This is a genomic window from Bradyrhizobium sp. AUGA SZCCT0160 (genome assembly GCF_018130105.1).
Taxonomy (GTDB): domain Bacteria; phylum Pseudomonadota; class Alphaproteobacteria; order Rhizobiales; family Xanthobacteraceae; genus Bradyrhizobium.
In genome coordinates this window covers 1-17,276 of sequence record NZ_JAFCMD010000027.1, presented here as the reverse complement: position 1 = coordinate 17,276, position 17,276 = coordinate 1, and the positions used below count along the sequence as shown (strand labels likewise).

Sequence of the window (17,276 nt, the reverse complement as noted above, 5' to 3'; positions counted from 1 at the left end):
CATGAGCGTCTCCGAACCATTCATCCGCCGGCCGATCGCGACCTCGTTGCTCGGGATCGCGCTGCTGATCGGCGGCGCGCTCGGCTATTGGGCGCTGCCGGTGTCGGCGCTGCCGCAGGTCGATTTCCCGACCGTGCAGGTCACGACGCAACTGCCTGGCGCCAGCCCCGACGTGGTGGCCTCGCTGATCACGGCGCCGCTGGAGCGTCAGCTCGGCCAGATCCCGTCGCTGTCGTCGATGCAATCGACGAGTTCGTTCGGCGTCAGCCAGATATCGCTGCAGTTCGATCTCAACCGCGACATCGACGGCGCCACCCAGGACGTGCAGGCCGCGATCAATGCGGCGGCCGGCATCCTGCCCAAAAACCTGCCGTACCCACCGACCTACGCCAAGGTCAACCCGGCCGATGCACCCGTCATGACGCTGGCGCTGACGTCGGAGACGATTTCGCTGCGCGCGATGAGCGACATCGCCGACACGATTTTGGGGCAGCGACTCAGCCAGATTTCCGGCGTTGGTCGCGTCGCGGTGCTCGGCGGATTGAAGCCTGCAATACGGGTGCAGGCCGACCTTGCGCGGCTCGCCGCCTACGGCATTTCGATGGAGGACCTGCGCGCAGCCATTGCCGGGGCCAACGTCTCGGGCCCGAAGGGATCGCTCGATGGCGCGCAGCAAGCCTACACCATCGCCGCCAACGACCAGATCGCGGCGGCGGAAGCCTACAAGCCGATCATCATCGCCTATCGCAACGGCGCGCCGGTCACGATCGGCGACGTCGCCATCATCATCGACGGGTTGGAGAACGATCGTACCGGCGGCTGGTATCAGGGCACGCCGGCCGTCATCATCGACATCCAGCGGCAGCCCGGCGCCAATGTGATCGAGGTGGTGCGCCAGATCCGCGAGGAAATTCCAAAGGTGCAGCGCGCGATCCCGGCGGGCGTCAAGCTGACCATCGTCAGCGACCGCACCGTCACCATCCGCGCCTCCGTCCATGACGTGCAGTTCACGCTGATCCTTTCAGTGGTGCTCGTCACTCTGGTCGTGCTGCTGTTCCTGCGTTCGCTACGCGCCACGCTGATCGCAGGCGTGGCGCTGCCGCTGTCGCTGATCACGAGCTTCGGGATCATGTATTTCGCGGGCTTCAGCCTCGACAATCTGTCGCTGATGGCGCTCACGATCGGCACCGGCTTCGTGGTCGACGACGCCATCGTGATGATCGAGAACATCGTCCGCCACATGGAAGACGGCGAGTCGGTCATGGAGGCCTCGCTGAAGGGCGCCAGCGAGATCGGCTTCACCGTGATTTCGCTGACGGTGTCGCTGATCGCGGTGTTCATCCCGCTATTGTTCATGTCCGGGCTGGTCGGCCGCATGTTCCGCGAATTCGCGCTGACGCTGACGATCGCGGTGGTGACCTCGGCGGTCGTCTCGCTGACGCTGACGCCGATGATGTGCTCGCGGCTGCTCAAGAACGTCCATGAGGAATTCGCCGTTCCGGGGCTGGCCGCCGTCAGCCGCTTCATCGATCGCACGGTCGAACTGTATCACCGCACGCTGCTGTGGGTGCTGCAGCGCCAGCGCGCCACGCTCGCCGTGACGTTCCTCACCATCGTCGCGACCCTGGTCATGTATGTGGTCGCGCCGAAGGGGTTTCTGCCGCTGCAGGATACGGCTTCGATCACGGCGGTGACCGAGGCCGGGCCCGACGTTTCCTTTGCCGAGATGCAAAGCCGGCAGATGGCGGCGGCGGCCGCGATCCAGGCCGATCCGGATGTGGTCGGCGTGGTCTCCGTGATCGGCGCAGGCTCGGTCAATCCGACTACCAATGTCGGGCGTCTGGTGATGACGCTGCGCCCGCGCGGCGAACGGCGCGACGACATTCTGGACGTGGTGAACCGGCTGAAGCAGCGCACGGCCTCAATTCCTGGCATGACCATCTATTTCCAGCCGGTGCAGGATGTGCAGATCTCGACCCAGTCGAGCCGCTCGCAATACCAGTACACGCTGACCGGCACCGATTCCGCAGAAGTGACCAAATGGGCCAACAGGCTCGTTGCCGAAATGCGGCGGGATCCGTTGTTCCGCGACGTCTCGTCGGAAGCGCAGGAGGGTGGCTTGCGCGCAGCGCTCGACATCGACCGCCAGCGCGCCGGCCAGCTCGGCGTCAGCCTGCAGGTCGTGACCGATACGCTGAACGACGCCTTTGCGCAGCGGCAGATTTCGACCATCTACGGTCAGGCCAACCAGTACCGCGTGGTGCTGGAAGCCATGCCGATGTATCAGCGCGATCCATCGATCCTCTCGAAACTCTACGTGCCGGGCGCGTCGGCAACGCCGGGAAGCCCGGCCGGTCAGGTGCCGATCTCGGCGATCGCGACGCTGACGCGCACCACCGCGCCGCTGGCGATTTCGCATCACGCGCAGTTCCCCGCCATCTCGCTCAGCTTCAACCTGGCGCCGGGCGAAGCGCTCGGCGACGCCGTCGAGGCGGTCAAGTCGATCGAAACCCGCATCGGCATGCCCGGCAGCATCGTCGGCGTCTATGCCGGCGACGCGGCCGAGTTCGCCAAATCGCTGGCCGGGCAGCCATGGCTGATCCTGGCCGCGCTGGTCACCATCTACATCGTGCTCGGCGTGCTCTATGAGAGCTACATCCACCCGATCACCATTCTCTCGACGCTGCCCTCGGCCGGCATCGGCGCCATCCTGGCCTTGATGCTGTGCGGCCAGGACCTGTCGGTGATCGGCCTGATCGGCATCATCCTGTTGATGGGCATCGTCAAGAAAAACGCGATCATGATGATCGACTTTGCCCTCGAGGCGGAGCGGCATAGGGGCATGTCCGCGCACGAAGCCATCGTGCAGGCCTGCCTGTTGCGCTTCCGCCCGATCATGATGACGACGCTGGCCGCGCTGTTCGGCGCGCTGCCGCTGGCGCTCGAAAGCGGCACCGGCGCGGAATTGCGTTTCCCGCTCGGCGTCTCGATCATCGGTGGATTGCTGCTGAGCCAGTTGCTGACGCTCTACACCACGCCCGTGATCTATCTGGCGCTCGACCGGCTCAACCGCAAAATCGACAAAGCGGTGCCGAAGCCGGGGCCTGCGGGGCCGCCCGTTGCCGGCGCCACCGAGGGGATGCAGTAATGGCATCGATCTCGATCTCGGAGCCCTTCATCCGCAGGCCGGTAGGCACCACGCTGCTGGCGATCGGGCTCTTTCTGGTCGGGGTCGTCGCCTACGTGTTTCTGCCGGTGTCGGCGGTTCCCAACGTCGATTTTCCGTCGATCCGGGTTTCCGCCACGCGCCCGGGCGCCGACCCCTCGATCATGGCGTCGACGGTTGCGGCCCCGTTGGAGCGGCGACTCGGGCAAATCTCGGGCATCGACCAGATCACCTCGACCAGTTCGCTCGGCACCACCAGCATCCAGCTGCAGTTCGCGATCGGCCGCAACATCGACCGCGCCGCGCGCGACGTGCAGGCGGCGATCAACGCCTCGCTGGCGGATTTGCCGACCGACCTGCCGTCATTGCCGCGGTTCCGCAAAGCCAACCCGTCGGCGGCGCCCGTGTTCGTGCTGGCGCTGACCTCGAAGACGCTGACGACAAGCGCGATGTATGACGTCGCCGATACCGTGATCGCGCAGCGCATCTCGCAGGTGCCGGGGGTCGGCGAAGTCACCGTCAGTGGCGCGGATCAGCCCGCGGTACGGATCGCGCTCAACCCGGTCGCGCTTTCCAATGCCGGGATCGCGACCGACGACGTCCGGCTGGCGATCGTCAATTCCAACCCGCTCGGCCCGGTCGGGATCTTCAACGGCGCCCGCCAGAGCGAGACGATTTCGACCAACAAGCAGATGCGGACGGCGGCCGAATTCCGCGACATCATCATCAAGAGTTCGGGGGGCAATTTCGTTCGCCTCTCCGACGTGGCCGAGGTGGAAGACTCCGTTCGCAACAGCCGCTCGATCGCCTGGTTCAACAAGCAGCCGGCGGTGCTGATCCAGATCACCAAGCAGGGCGACGCCAACGTCATCGATACCGTCGACCGGGTGAGGGCGCTGCTGCCGGAATTGCAGCAATGGCTGCCGGGCGGCGTCGAGATTTCGACGCTGGTCGACCGCACCGGCACCATCCGCGCCAGCGTGCTCGACATGCAGTTTACGCTGCTGGCGACCGCGTTCCTGGTCATGGTTGTCGTGTTCGCCTTCCTGCGGCGGTTGACGCCGACGATTGCCGCCGGCGTCTCGGTGCCGCTGGCGTTGGCCGGCACCTGCGCCGGGATGTGGCTGGCCGGTTTCTCGATCGACAATCTGTCGCTGATGGCGCTGGCGATTTCGGTCGGCTTCGTGGTCGACGACGCCATCGTGATGATCGAGAACATGTACCGCAATCTCGAGCAGGGCATGGCGCCGCTCGCCGCAGCGATGGAAGGCGCCAAGCAGATCGGCTTTACGGTGCTGTCGATCAGCCTGTCGCTGATCGCGGCCTTTACGCCGCTGATTTTCATGGACGGGATCGTCGGGCGGCTGCTGCGAGAATTCTCGCTGACGCTGACCTTTGCCATCGTGGTGTCGACCGTGGTCTCGCTGACGGTCACCCCGATGATCTGCGCGCATTTCATCAAGGAGGCGACTTCCGATCGCGCCACATGGTTCGACCGGCTGGTCGAGGGCACGCTGTCGCGCACCGTGTCGTTCTACACCTGGACGCTGCGCCGGGTTCTGGAATTTCCGTATCTTACCCTGCTCGTGTTCTTTGCCACCATCGCGCTGACGGTGACGCTCTATATCAAGACGCCGAAGGGCTATTTCCCGACCGATGACAGCGGCTTCATCATCGGATCGACCCGCGCCTCCCCCGACATCTCGTTTCAGGCCATGCTCGGCCTGCAACAGCAATTGGCCGATATCGTCATGGCCGACCCTGCGGTCGCCGGGATCGGCTCCTCGCTTGGCAGCGGCGGCGGTCCCGGTGGCGGCGGCTCTAACCGCGGCACCATGTTCATCAGCCTGAAGCCGCCGGAGGAGCGGGCGGGGCAATCGACTGCCGACGTGATCGATCGCCTGCGCCGGGCGCTCTATCGCGTCGCGGGCATCCGCCTGTTCATGTTCGCCGCCCAGGATATAAGGACCGGCGGACGGCAGAGCGATTCCGACTATCAGTACACGTTGTCGAGCACCGACCTCGGTCTGCTGCAGAAATGGGCCCCCATTGTCGGCAAGCGCATGGAGACCGTCGAGGGCATCACCGACGTGTCCTCTGACCGCGATCCCGGCGGGTTGCAATTGTCATTGGTGATCGACCGGAAGACGGCGTCCAGCTTGGGTGTTCGCGTCCAGGACATCGACAACGCCTTGAACAACGCGTTCGCGCAGAGGCAGATTTCGATCATCTACACCCAGCGCAACCAGTACATGGTGGTGCTGGAGATCGACCCGAAGTTCCAGGCGGATCCGTCGAACCTCGAACGTATCTTCGTCGCCGGCGCCAACGACGCGCAGGTGCCGCTATCGGCGGTCGTGCGCTATCAGCGCGGCCTGTCGCCGCTGGCGGTCTATCACTCGCAGTCGTTCCCCTCGACGACGGTGTCGTTCAATCTGCTGCCCAACGTGCCGCTCGAGGTCGCGACCACCAACATCCAGCGCGCGGTCGACGAGCTGCACATGCCGGAGGGCATCCGCGGCAGTTTCGACGGCAATGCCGGCGACTTCAACAAGACCAGCGGCCGGCAGCCGCTGCTGATCCTCGGCGCGCTGGTGGCGATGTATATCGTGCTCGGCGTGCTCTATGAGAGCCTTGCCCATCCCCTGACCATCATCTCGACGCTGCCTTCGGCGGGGCTCGGCGCGCTGCTCGCGCTGCAGGTGACCAACACGCCGCTGACCGTGATCGCCTTTGTCGGCATCATTCTCTTGATAGGGATCGTCAAGAAGAACGGCATCATGATGGTGGATTTTGCACTCGACGCCGAGCGCCACCGTGGTCTGTCGTCGGCGGATGCGATCTTCGAGGCCTGCACCGCCCGGTTCCGTCCGATCCTGATGACGACGCTGGCGGCCCTGTTCGCGGGCATCCCCCTCGTCATAGCGACCGGCCCAGGCACCGAGCTGCGCCGGCCGCTCGGAATCACCATCATCGGGGGATTGTTCGTGTCCCAGATCCTCACTTTGTACACGACACCCGTGATCTACCTTCTGATCGACCGGTTGCGGCGGCGGTGGTCCGAACCGGCCGCAATCCAGGCGCCGGCGGAATAATCACCGGAACGGCGCTGAATTGTTGATGGGGTGGGCGGCGCAGCGTATAGCGGGCGGATGTCAAAACAATCTGAAGCCAAGATTGCGCCTGAAGCTGACGAGGTGCCGGAGTGCGCCGACTGCGGCAAACCGGTGCCTCTGTGTATCTGTGACAGCATCACGCCGATCGAGAACAAGGTTTCGCTCCTGATCCTGCAGCATCCGCAGGAACAGGACCGGACGCTGGGTACGGCGCGCCTGACGGCACTCCATTTTGGCGACGCCGTGCTCAAGATAGGATTGTCTTGGCCGAGCCTCTCCAAGGCGCTGGGGCGGCCGGTGGACGATCCCTCACGCTGGGCGGTGCTGTATCTTGGTTCCGCCAAGGTCAGCGAGCTCGAGACCGAGAACGAAATCGTCGCGATCAACCGCAAGGGCGAGATCGAACCGCATCAGCGCGCGATTCTCAGCGATATCGAGGGCATTGTGCTGCTCGACGGCACCTGGAGCCAGGCTAAGGCGCTTTGGTGGCGCAATGCGTGGATGCTGAAATGCCAGCGGGTGATTCTTGGGCCCAAGCGCGCCTCGCGTTATGGAAAGCTCCGCAAGGAGCCGCGTGCCGACGGGCTCTCCACGATCGAGGCCGCGGCGATGCTGCTGGCCGGACTGGAGAAGCGACCCGATATCGCCGAGACGCTCAACGGCAGTTTCGAGCGGCTGCTGACGCGGTATCGCGAGGTTCAGACCACCATGCCGGAACTCGCACCCAAGCCGAAGAAGAAGGATTATCGTCGCCGCAAAGGGGTTAAAGCCCGCGCCAAATAATGCTAGCGAAGGTTGCGAGCGATCAGTAGAACCGCCGCGTTGTCTGTCACCAAAGCCGAAAACATCAGCAGAAAGTACCGATGCAATCGCTTGAGTCACAACATGACGAGGTTGTCGTCGGGCCAAGCGACCGCAATTTCGGGTTCACGATGGCCACGGTCTTTGCGCTGATCGGCGGTTACGGTCTCTACCAGGCTTCGTCTCATGCGCCGTTCTGGCTGGGCGGCGCCGCGGTGTTTGCCTGCCTGACCCTGTGGCGTCCGCGAACGCTCAACCCCGCCAACCGGGCATGGCTGAAGCTCGGGCTTCTGATGTACCGCGTGGTCAACCCCGTCATCATGGCGCTGCTCTTCTTTGGCACGATCCTGCCGATTGGGCTGGCGATGCGCCTGTTCGGCAAGGATTTCCTCAAGCTCGCCAGGGATCGTTCATCGCCGACCTATTGGCTGCCGCGCTCCGATCCGAGACCACCATCGCAATCCATGCGGCAGCAGTTCTAGGGTCCGCCTGATGTCGTGCCTGCGCGATCCATTTGTCTTTCCGGGATCGCTTTCTCGCGATACCCGTATGGGAGCATTGCCGGCGGTAACCAAGGGCTCAGCGCTGACGCCGTTCGTCTGTACCCTGTTTTGAGTGGCGGCGTGCGCATTCTCGGCATCTCGGCATTCTACCACGATAGCGCCGCGGCTCTGCTGATGGACGGCAAGATCGTCGCTGCCGCACAGGAAGAGCGTTTCACGCGCAGGAAGCACGATCCGAACTTTCCGGCCGCCGCGATCCGTTATTGCCTGTCGGCGGCGGGCATCAGCGCAAGCGAACTCGACCACGTCGTGTTCTACGAAAAACCGTTCCTCAAATTCGAGCGCCTGCTCGAGACCTACCTTGCATTTGCACCACGGGGCTTTCAGTCGTTCCGGAAGGCGATCCCGGTCTGGCTAAAGGAGAAGCTGTTTCAAAAGCGCCTGCTCCGCGACCATCTCCTGGAGATCGACGGCAGTGTCGATTGGGAAGCCAAACTGCTGTTCGCCGATCATCACCAGAGCCACGCGGCGTCGGCGTTCTTTGCCTCGCCGTTTGCCGAGTCCGCGATCCTGACGCTGGACGGCGTCGGCGAATGGACGACGACGTCGGCCGGCTACGGCAAGGACAATACGCTCGACCTGACGCGCGAGATCAACTTCCCGCACTCGGTGGGGCTGCTTTATTCGGCCTTCACCTATTACACCGGCTTCAGGGTCAATTCCGGCGAGTACAAGGTGATGGGCCTCGCGCCCTACGGCGAGCCGAAATATACCAAACTGATCCTCGACCATCTCGTCGACCTCAAGGACGACGGCAGCTTCCGGCTTGATCTGCAATATTTCGATTATTGCACCGGCCTGACGATGACCAACGGCCGGTTCGACAAGCTGTTCGGCGGCAAACCGCGCGAGCCGTCCGAGCGCCTCGACCAGCGCTACATGGATCTGGCCGCTTCCGTGCAGCAGGTAACGGAAGAGATCGTGCTGCGGCTGACCCGCAGTCTGGCCCGCGAGGGGCAATCGGAGAACCTGTGTCTGGCCGGCGGCGTGGCGCTGAACTGCGTCGCCAACGGAAAAATTCTGCGGGAGCGCACCTTCAAGAACATATGGGTGCAGCCTGCCGCGGGCGACGCCGGCGGCGCGGTCGGCGCGGCGTTGGCGGCGTATTATCAATTTGCCGGCAAGCCGCGTGTGGCGCCCGCCGGCGATGCCATGGCCGGCGGCTATCTCGGGCCGTCATTCGCGCAAGCCGAGATCGAGCAGCGCCTGGTGCAGGCGGGGGCGGTGTTCACGGCGCTCACCGATGACGCACTGATCGAAAGCACCGTCAAAGCGCTGGTTGCGGAGAAAGCAGTCGGCTGGTTCCAGGGACGAATGGAATTCGGCCCGCGCGCGCTTGGGGCGCGGTCGATCCTCGGCGATCCCCGGTCACCGAGGATGCAGAGCTCGCTCAACCTGCGGGTCAAGTTCCGCGAAAGTTTTCGTCCCTTCGCACCGGCCGTGCTGCGCGAGGATGTCGCCGAATGGTTCGAACTCGACGGCGACAGTCCGTACATGCAGATCGTCGCCGATGTGCTGAAAAAGCACCGCCGGCCCGCCAATCCCGGCGATGAAAAGCTGTTCGGCATCGAGCGGCTCAATATCCCGCGCTCGGACATCCCGGCCGTGACGCACGTGGATTATTCGGCGCGGATACAGACCGTGCATGCCGACACCAATGCGCGCTTTCATGCGCTGCTGACGGCCTTCAAGGCCGAAACCGGGTGCCCGGTGCTGGTCAACACCAGCTTCAATGTCCGGGGCGAGCCGATCGTGTGCACGCCGGAAGACGCCTTCCGCTGCTTCATGGGCAGCGATATCGAAGTGCTGGTGATCGGCAATTGCTTCCTGCTCAAGGAAGACCAGCCGGCGTCGCTGAAGCTCGACTACAAGAATGCGTTCGAGCTCGACTGATCGAACAGCGAGGCGGATCGCGAGTTTCAGACATCCACGGATTTGGAGGTTCAGAACTTTGTCGATGGGAAACGAGGAAGGTTGCCTAACCCATTTGCGGGCTGTATTGATCCGCCCCGATGGGGCCACGTGGCGGAGTGGTTACGCAACGGTCTGCAAAACCGTGTACACCAGTTCAATTCTGGTCGTGGCCTCCATCCATATAATCAATAACTTAGGTCGATTATATGAGAGGCCGGACGAGCTTCAGGCCATCGTCAGGTCCAGGCGCTCAGCAGGAGGCGTACCAGCCTTCAGGAAACGGAACCAGCGGCCAAGGGGCGCGGTTGTCGTTGGCGGGGCGCGGCGTCCGGCGAAAGGGCAGGGTCTGGGCCACGAAATCATCCTCCGGTATGGGCGCAATGGCCGTTTTCACGGCGTCCAGCAATAGGTCGAACTCAACTTCGCTCATCGCGCTCTCCGGGGTTCCAGAGCGCACGTTCTCAAAACCGGTTTGTTTCCAGATTGAACGGATCGATCCAATTTTATCGATCGGCCAACCACGGCAAACGTAGTTACTAAATGGTTGATTCCCCGAGGGGCACGGTAGACCCGAACGCCCGGCATAAAGTGTGAGAAAAATCACATTCCACGAAAATTATTCCGCGTATTCGGTCGGATGACGTCCGTGCTGTCAAGCCGGACCCGACCAAGGGAGATGCGGACATGAAGACGCACGTGGCGCGAGTTGGAGCGGTACGCAGCCGGGTCCGTCGCGCTTCGATGGTCGGAATGCTCCTCGCGCTGTTCGCAGCAGGGTCGGCTAACGCCCAACAGGGTACGCCCGAGCAACGCCGGGCCTGCACGCCCGACGTCTACCGCCTGTGCGCCGGCGAAATCCCGAACGCGCGCGCCATCACCGCCTGCCTGCGCCGGCAGAAGGGAAGCCTGAGCCCGGCATGTGCGGCGGTGTTCGAGCAGTAGCCCGCTGCTGCACCCCCAGGGCGCGACGCCTGTTCTCTTTACGAAGCGGGATCATTTCCTTAGATGCGATGAAAACTTCGCATTCAGGGAGCGATGCCGTCCATGAAAGCCACTGGATTGAAGGGCCCGCTTGCGGGCAAGGTCGCGCTGGTCGCAGGCGCCACCCGCGGCGCCGGCCGCGGCATTGCCGTCCAATTGGGGGCGGCCGGGGCGACGGTCTACGTGACCGGGCGCACGACGCGACAGGCGCCGTCAGAGATGAACCGGCCGGAGACGATCGAGGAAACCGCTGATCTGGTGAATGCGGCCGGTGGCCATGGCATCGCGGTTCAGGTCGATCATCTCGAACCCACACAGGTGCAGGGCCTGGTCGATCGCATCGCATTCGAGCAGGGCGCCTTGCATATCCTCGTGAACGACATCTGGGGCGCCACCCGGATGGAGTGGAACAAGCCGGTCTGGGAATCCTCTCTCGACTATGGCCTGCGTACGCTCCGCCTCGCCATCGATACCCACGCCATCACCAGCCATTTCGCCGCGCCCTTGCTGATCAAGACACGCGGCGGATTGGTGGTCGAGATGACCGACGGTACCGACGCCTACAACGCCACGAATTACCGGGTTTCGTTCTTCTACGATCTGGCCAAGGCCGCGGTGAACCGCATGGCCTTCGCTTTGGCCCATGAACTGGTGCCGCACGGCGGAGCGGCTGTTGCGCTGACGCCGGGGTGGCTTCGGTCGGAAGCGATGCTCGATGCCTACCGTGTGACTGAAGCGAACTGGCACGACGCCACCAAGGTCCAGCCGCATTTTGCGATATCGGAGAGCCCGGCCTTCGTCGGCCGCGCCGTCGCCGCACTTGCCGGTGATCCCGACGTTGCGCGCTGGAATGGAAAATCGCTGTCGAGCGGCGAATTGGCAAAAATCTACGGATTTACCGACCTCGATGGCAGCAGGCCCGATGCGTGGCGCTACGTCGTCGAAGTCCAGGACGCCGGCCGGCCCGCCGACGTCACCGGCTATCGCTGACACGACGCGTTCTGGTCACATCTCCAGCGCCGCCAGGTTCTTCGGCAGCATCCGCTTGAACAGCGTCAGCATGCGCGCGGCTTGCTTCGGCTCCAGCGCGATGGCGTGGCGCACGGTGGCTGCGATCAGCGTCATGACCAGCTGCGAAAACGACGCCAGCGCAGGAGAGGGCGCATTCGGCGCGATCCGCCGCAGCGCCTCGTCGAGTAGACCGGCGAGATAGGCGCCGTCTTCCTCGTCGAGTTTTTGTAGCGCCCGGTCGGCCTGGGTGGCTTGCCAGATGTCGCGCATCACAGGTTCGTCGTTGAACATCTGGTAGTAGCTGTCGACAATACGACAGAGCGCCGGATGCAGGTCCCGGGCGCTCTTTACCGACGCCAGATCGCGGCGGACGCAATCTCGGCCGACGGCGTTGTAGCGTTCCGCCAGCGTGCCGATGATCGCGGTCTTGTCGGGGAAGTACTGATAGAGCGAGCCGAAGGCCACGCCGGTCCGCTCGACAATGTCGCTCATCCGGAACGCTTCGCTGCCTTTCTCGGCCATGATTTCCGCCGCACTTTCAAGGATGCGCTCGAACCGCTCCCGGCTGCGCTGCTGCGTCGGAACCAGCCGCGCCAGGCCTTGCGCGCCGGCTTCGGCCGGGTCCGTTCCGGTTTTCTTCCTCGCCGCCATCCGCCACCCCCGTTCAAAAAAACCCTTGACCAATTCAATACGAGAGTTTATCGCATTTGACAAATGCGAGATATCCTCGTGTTTAATGAAAGGGAATTCCGATGTCGCAACTCCCGATCCTGATCATTGGCGGTACCGGCAAAACCGGCGCGCGCGTTGGCGCGCTGCTGCAGGCGCAAGGCGTCGCCGCCCGCCCGGTTTCACGTTCCACTTCCGTGCCGTTCGACTGGAATGATCCGCAGACCTGGCCTGCCGCGCTGGACGGCGTATCGAGCGCCTATGTCACCTACCAGTCGGATCTGGCGGTGGAGGGATCGACCGAGGCGATCACCGAACTCAGCCGGCTGGCGCGCGAAAACGGGCTGCAGCGCCTCGTGCTGCTGTCGGGCCGCGGCGAGCCCGGCGCGCAACGCGCCGAAGCGGCGTTGCAGGCCTCCGGCGTGCCATGGACCATCGTCCGCGCCAGCTGGTTCAACCAGAATTTCTCGGAAGGCTATCTGCTCGACGGCGTCAAGGCGGGCGAGGTCGCCCTGCCGGCGGGCGCGGTGCTCGAACCCTTCATCGACGCCGACGATATTGCCGACGTGGTGGTAGCGGCGCTCAACGACGAGCGTCACGCCGGCAAGCTCTATGAAGTGACGGGCCCGCGCGCGCTCTCTTTTGCACAAGCCGTGGCCGAGATATCGACCGCCGCCGGCCGGCCGATCGGCTACCGGCAGATCTCGCCGGAAGCGTTTGCCGCCGGCATGCGGCCGTTCGTCCCCGAAGAGATCATCGCTCTCATGAACGAACTCTTCACCGTCGTGCTCGACGGGCGCAACAGCCGCATTGCCGATGGCGTCGAGCAGGCGCTCGGCCGTCCGGCCCGCGATTTTGCCGATTATGCCGGCAGGGTGGCTGCGACCGGCGTCTGGAGGGGATGACCATGCTTCAATCTGCTATCACTGGATTGCTGTGGTTTTCCGCCATCGGCTGCGGATTGCTCGCGGGACTCTATTTCGCCTTCTCCACCTTCATCATGACGGCGCTCGGCCGCATCGGTCAGGTGGCAGGCATCACGGCGATGAACGCCGTCAACGCCGTGATCGTGCAGTCGCTGTTCATGCCGCTCTTCCTGGGGACAACGCTTGCGAGCCTGCTGCTGGCGGTTGCAGGCCTGCTTCGTTGGGGCGAGCCAGGCGCGATCGCGATGCTGGCCGGCGGCGTGCTCTATGTGATCGGCATGTTCGTATGCACGGCCGTCTTCAACGTGCCCTTGAACAACGCGCTGGCCGCCGTCGATCCCGCAAGTACCGAGGCCGCACCGCTATGGGCGCGCTATCTGACCGACTGGACGCTGTGGAACCATGTCCGGACGATTGCACGGCCTGTGCGCTGTTCATCTGGGCGATCGCGGTGCGATAGGGCGACACACGCCATCGGTGCGCCGCGGCGTTCATTCGACCTTTGGACAGTCGTCAACTCTCTGGAGCTTCGACAGGGTTGGAGGCATATTGTTGCCAACCGCCATTAACGGCGGAAATGACAGGGGGCGTCGCATGAGGATTTTCCCGATACTCGCGATCGGTTTGGCTCTGGCACTTGGCGCATGCGGCAGGGATCCTGGGCCCAAGGGTGATGCAGGTCCGCAGGGGCCGGCCGGGCCTCAAGGGGCGCAAGGCGTGCAGGGTATCGCGGGAGCGCAGGGCCAGGCTGGCGCACAAGGGCCTCAAGGCCCTCAGGGCGCGCCGGGTCCCAAGGGCGAGGCGGGTCCAAAGGGCGAGCTCGGCCCCAAGGGTGAACCGGGTCCCAAGGGTGACAAGGGTGACGCGGGTCCAAAGGGCGACGCAGGCGCCGTCAGCGTTCGAGCCGTTCAGGCCGACGGATCGGTAAGCTGCGAATCGACGGAAATTTTGGTGTCGGTGTTCTGCCCGGGTGGCGGCGCCGCTGACGGAGCCAAATGCGGGACGGCCCCGACCGTTGGTTTGTGCCTGCGAAAACCATAAGCCAAACGGACTCTTGGTTTCCGAACCCGCCGGTTCACGCCGGCGGGTTCGACTTGGCTGACCTCGGTAAGGCCATCTCAGCGAGAATAAACCGTCGCCCGGCAAATATGAGATTGGATGCTGGCGCCCCGGGTTGGATTCGCCAGCGAAGCGGGCAAGCTTTCTGTCGGTGACCTCAGCTTCACAATTTCATTTGCGAGCACCAGGCAGTTCACTGCTGCGCCCCGTGACGAAGCGCTTATCCTCGCGTGTTGCAAGAAAAGCGAAATCCCTCGTTGGGCCGCCAGGCAGTTCCCGGAAGGAACCCGCGGAGAAGCTTGCAACAAACCAGCAACATGCTTGTCGGTCGTTATTTCGAGGTACCTCCTTCGCTGCGTGGACGTTCGCCGGAATGTTCGTCAGATTGCGCGCAAGTCAGGTAGCGGATCGATTGCTGCGTTGAACCAGTCATCACCGGGGACGGCGCGGTCAAGATTCTCAAAGAGATTTGCGAAGAACCTCAAATAAATAATCGTCAGCGAGAGCGGTAGCTGCGGGACGGAACGGCAGGAAAACGGGCAGGGTTAGGGTTACAGTGGTCGGAATCTTTTCACGCCAGGCCGAAGAATACATTAGCGACAGGTGTCGTTCTTGGCCGAACGCCCGCGCGATTGTTTTAGACGGACGTTAAATTTCACGTGAACCGATTTTCGGGTGCAGTCACGCCTGCTCTGCGTCAGCAGAGTTGGGGAGTGAGCATTGGGACGCTTTTTATTTACGAAGAGTGCGGAGCGGGTCGACTGGCTCAGAATTGAGGCGCAGGTCAAGGACATTTCAGCTGCGTCCTCTTCAGTCATCCCTGTAGCTCCGTTTGCGAGTCTTGCGAATGATCCGCCAGTGATCGCGCCAGGCAAGGGCGTCGTTTCGCTCTCGTCTCACCTAGACATCATTGCAAAATTCCAGGCCGCGATCGCGGTATCCGATTCACCGAACAGGCAGGCGGCGCGATAGTTGCGCGCGAATAGTACCAACAGAGTATTGGAGTATTTTTGATGGCAAGCGCCAGCGGCACCACCACACTTACGGGCACCAGCGGCAACGACAATTACGTCGGCGGGTCAGGCAACGACACGTTATCCGGTGGCGCTGGCAGCGATCGGCTCAACGGCGGTTCCGGGAGCGATACGCTCGATGGGGGTAGTGGTTTTGACACCGTCCTTGGTGGGTCGGGCGCGGATACGCTCATCTATCGAGCTTGGGAAAACCAGTACAAGGTCGGCAGTCAAATCCTCGGCGTAGGGACAACGGTCGGACAAACGGCCTTTTCCGGCTACGACATCTACGACGGCGGCAACGGCAATGCTGCCAGGGGCACTGCCGAAATCGATAAGCTCGTCATCTATTTGAGCAACGCGCAACTAGCCAGCTCCACCTTTATGACTGCGTTCAATAATGACATGGCCAACTTTCAGGCCTTCATTATCGCCAACTCAAATCAAAACACCGGCCAGGCCGGCCAGGCAGAATTCACATTCACGAGCATCAATCTCAAAGTCTCCGCGATCGAGCAGGTTACTTTCGCGGTCGACCCCACGTCCCCGGTTGGCGTCAATGACACGAATGGGGCCGACGTCGTGCGAGAGGCTGGCGTTGGCCCAGGGAATACATCGGTTCCGGGCGACTCCTCGGCTGCGGGGAACGTGCTGCTTAATGACACGGATTCCGACGACGGCCAGGCGTCGCTGGTGGTGTCGGCGGTCCGGACCGGTCCGGAATCCGGAGCGGGAGCTGCCGGTACGGTCGGAACTGCATTGGTGGGCACCTATGGCTCACTGACCTTGAATGCCAATGGCAGCTACTCCTACAACCTCGACAACAGCGATCCGGACACCAACGCGCTGGCGGCCGGGGTCACAGTCACGGAAGTGTTTACGTACACAGTTCGTGACCCGGACGGGCTCACTGATACCGCCCAGTTGACCATCACGATCACCGGCACCAATGACGCGCCCATCGCGGTCGCCGACACCAATGCGGGTGATGCGGTCACCGAGTCCGGCGTCAATCCCGGCAACACGCCGTTCGGCGGCGATCCGTCCGCCACCGGCAACGTGCTCGGCAATGACACCGACGTCGACACCGGGGCGACCAAGACGGTTGCGGTGGTGAACGGCTCGGCCGGCAACGTCGGCAACGCGGTGGCCGGCACCTATGGGTCGGTGACGATCAACAGCAACGGCAGTTACACCTACACGCTCAACAATTCAGATCCGGACACCCAGGCGCTGGCGCAGGGCGCGGTGGTGACCGAGGTGTTCACTTACACGGTGACCGACCAGTTCGGGGCGACCTCGTCGACGACGCTGACCATCACCATCACCGGGACCGACGATCTGCCGGTGGCGGTGGCGGACACCGGCAGCATTGCCGAGGACACCGTCTCGGTCGCCGGCAATGTGCGCGGCAACGATACCCTGGGTGACGGCACCGCGGCGCAGAACGTAACCACGCTCAACGGCAGCGGTACCGGCAGCTACGGCGCGATCGTGCTGGCGGCCGACGGCGGCTATACCTATACGCTCGACAACACCAATCCGCTGGTGCAGCAGCTGGCGCCCGGCGAGACGCTGACCGAGACCTACAGCTACACGCTGACCGACGAGGACGGCGACACCAGCGTCGCCGACCTCACCATCACCATCACCGGGACCGACGATCTGCCGGTGGCGGTGGCCGATACCGCCAGCATCGCCGAGGACACGGTCTCGGTCGCCGGCAATGTGCGCAGCAACGACACCCTGGGTGACGGCACCGCGGCGCAGAACGTAACCACGCTGAGCGGCAGCGGCACCGGAAGCTACGGCGCGATCGTGCTGGCGGCCGACGGCGGCTATACCTATACGCTCGACAACACCAATCCGCTGGTGCAGCAGCTGGCGCCGGGCGAGACGCTGACCGAGACCTTCAGCTACACGCTGACCGACGAGGACGGCGACACCAGCGTCGCCGACCTGACCATCACCATCACCGGCACCGACGATCTGCCGGTGGCGGTGGCGGACACCGGCAGCATCGCCGAGGACACCGTCTCGGTCGCCGGCAATGTGCG

At 63.5% G+C, this 17,276-nt stretch carries 13 protein-coding genes and 1 tRNA gene; 12 read left to right on the top strand and 2 right to left on the bottom strand.

What is annotated here, in order from left to right; genetic code table 11:
* Position 1 precedes the first annotated feature (1 nt).
* The 6 genes from JQ558_RS31890 (at position 2) to JQ558_RS31865 (ending at position 9,736) form a co-directional block, all read left to right on the top strand.
* Positions 2-3,148, top strand: coding sequence for an efflux RND transporter permease subunit (locus JQ558_RS31890; protein WP_212296271.1), 3,147 nt, complete (start codon positions 2-4; stop codon positions 3,146-3,148).
* Positions 3,148-6,261 carry an efflux RND transporter permease subunit gene (locus JQ558_RS31885; protein ID WP_212296270.1) on the top strand — a complete coding sequence of 1,038 codons (3,114 nt, stop codon included), beginning with the start codon at positions 3,148-3,150 and terminating at the stop codon, positions 6,259-6,261. The genes JQ558_RS31890 and JQ558_RS31885 overlap by 1 nt, the downstream gene beginning before the upstream one ends.
* 57 nt (positions 6,262-6,318) lie before the next feature.
* On the top strand, positions 6,319-7,065 hold the full coding sequence (locus JQ558_RS31880; RefSeq protein WP_212209515.1) for a tRNA-uridine aminocarboxypropyltransferase: 747 nt from the start codon (positions 6,319-6,321) through the stop codon (positions 7,063-7,065).
* A gap of 80 nt (positions 7,066-7,145) precedes the next feature.
* On the top strand, positions 7,146-7,565 hold the full coding sequence (locus JQ558_RS31875) for an SxtJ family membrane protein (protein WP_212209516.1): 420 nt from the start codon (positions 7,146-7,148) through the stop codon (positions 7,563-7,565).
* Between the two features lie 141 nt (positions 7,566-7,706).
* Positions 7,707-9,539 carry a carbamoyltransferase gene (locus tag JQ558_RS31870; protein ID WP_212296269.1) on the top strand — a complete coding sequence of 611 codons (1,833 nt, stop codon included), beginning with the start codon at positions 7,707-7,709 and terminating at the stop codon, positions 9,537-9,539.
* A gap of 123 nt (positions 9,540-9,662) precedes the next feature.
* Positions 9,663-9,736 (top strand) — tRNA-Cys (locus JQ558_RS31865).
* Positions 9,737-9,810: 74 nt separating this feature from the next.
* Here the strand turns inward: JQ558_RS31865 and JQ558_RS31860 are convergent.
* The gene (locus JQ558_RS31860; RefSeq protein ID WP_192735848.1) at positions 9,811-9,990 is read right to left on the bottom strand and encodes a hypothetical protein; all 180 of its coding nucleotides are present in this window, start codon (positions 9,988-9,990) and stop codon (positions 9,811-9,813) included.
* A 254-nt stretch (positions 9,991-10,244) separates the two neighbouring features.
* On the opposite strand from JQ558_RS31860, the gene JQ558_RS31855 reads away from it, so the two are divergent.
* Positions 10,245-10,502 (top strand): hypothetical protein, encoded by a 258-nt coding sequence (locus tag JQ558_RS31855; RefSeq protein ID WP_212037213.1) that lies wholly within the window; start codon positions 10,245-10,247, stop codon positions 10,500-10,502.
* Positions 10,503-10,604: 102 nt separating this feature from the next.
* Entirely contained in the window at positions 10,605-11,531 is a 927-nt protein-coding gene (locus JQ558_RS31850; protein ID WP_212296268.1) for an SDR family oxidoreductase, read from the top strand.
* Positions 11,532-11,546: 15 nt separating this feature from the next.
* On the opposite strand, the gene JQ558_RS31845 is transcribed toward JQ558_RS31850, so the two are convergent.
* Complete coding sequence (locus JQ558_RS31845; protein WP_212209520.1) at positions 11,547-12,203, bottom strand: TetR/AcrR family transcriptional regulator; 657 nt, start codon at positions 12,201-12,203, stop codon at positions 11,547-11,549.
* Between the two features lie 101 nt (positions 12,204-12,304).
* Here JQ558_RS31845 and JQ558_RS31840 point away from each other — a divergent pair, with 101 nt between their 5' ends.
* The 4 genes from JQ558_RS31840 to JQ558_RS31825 all read left to right on the top strand — a co-directional run.
* Positions 12,305-13,126 (top strand): NAD(P)H-binding protein, encoded by an 822-nt coding sequence (locus JQ558_RS31840; protein ID WP_212296267.1) that lies wholly within the window; start codon positions 12,305-12,307, stop codon positions 13,124-13,126.
* Positions 13,127-13,128: 2 nt separating this feature from the next.
* Positions 13,129-13,716 (top strand): anthrone oxygenase family protein, encoded by a 588-nt coding sequence (locus JQ558_RS37560; protein WP_312015054.1) that lies wholly within the window; start codon positions 13,129-13,131, stop codon positions 13,714-13,716.
* Between the two features lie 1,210 nt (positions 13,717-14,926).
* Positions 14,927-15,178: a hypothetical protein gene (locus JQ558_RS31830; protein WP_212296265.1), complete on the top strand. Its 252-nt coding sequence runs from the start codon at positions 14,927-14,929 to the stop codon at positions 15,176-15,178.
* Between the two features lie 41 nt (positions 15,179-15,219).
* Positions 15,220-17,276 (top strand): S-layer family protein (locus tag JQ558_RS31825; protein ID WP_212296264.1); only part of this gene is annotated, 2,057 nt, incomplete at its 3' end.

What these genes read in the sequence shown, in the direction of transcription:
- JQ558_RS31890 (WP_212296271.1), top strand. Translation starts at nt 2, where the DNA reads ATGAGCGTCTCCGAACCATTCATCCGCCGGCCGATCGCGACCTCGTTG.
- JQ558_RS31860 (WP_192735848.1), bottom strand. Translation starts at nt 9,990, where the DNA reads ATGAGCGAAGTTGAGTTCGACCTATTGCTGGACGCCGTGAAAACGGCC.
- JQ558_RS31855 (WP_212037213.1), top strand. Translation starts at nt 10,245, where the DNA reads ATGAAGACGCACGTGGCGCGAGTTGGAGCGGTACGCAGCCGGGTCCGT.
- JQ558_RS37560 (WP_312015054.1), top strand. Translation starts at nt 13,129, where the DNA reads ATGCTTCAATCTGCTATCACTGGATTGCTGTGGTTTTCCGCCATCGGC.
- JQ558_RS31840 (WP_212296267.1), top strand. Translation starts at nt 12,305, where the DNA reads ATGTCGCAACTCCCGATCCTGATCATTGGCGGTACCGGCAAAACCGGC.
- JQ558_RS31880 (WP_212209515.1), top strand. Translation starts at nt 6,319, where the DNA reads ATGTCAAAACAATCTGAAGCCAAGATTGCGCCTGAAGCTGACGAGGTG.
- JQ558_RS31875 (WP_212209516.1), top strand. Translation starts at nt 7,146, where the DNA reads ATGCAATCGCTTGAGTCACAACATGACGAGGTTGTCGTCGGGCCAAGC.
- JQ558_RS31850 (WP_212296268.1), top strand. Translation starts at nt 10,605, where the DNA reads ATGAAAGCCACTGGATTGAAGGGCCCGCTTGCGGGCAAGGTCGCGCTG.
- JQ558_RS31845 (WP_212209520.1), bottom strand. Translation starts at nt 12,203, where the DNA reads ATGGCGGCGAGGAAGAAAACCGGAACGGACCCGGCCGAAGCCGGCGCG.
- JQ558_RS31885 (WP_212296270.1), top strand. Translation starts at nt 3,148, where the DNA reads ATGGCATCGATCTCGATCTCGGAGCCCTTCATCCGCAGGCCGGTAGGC.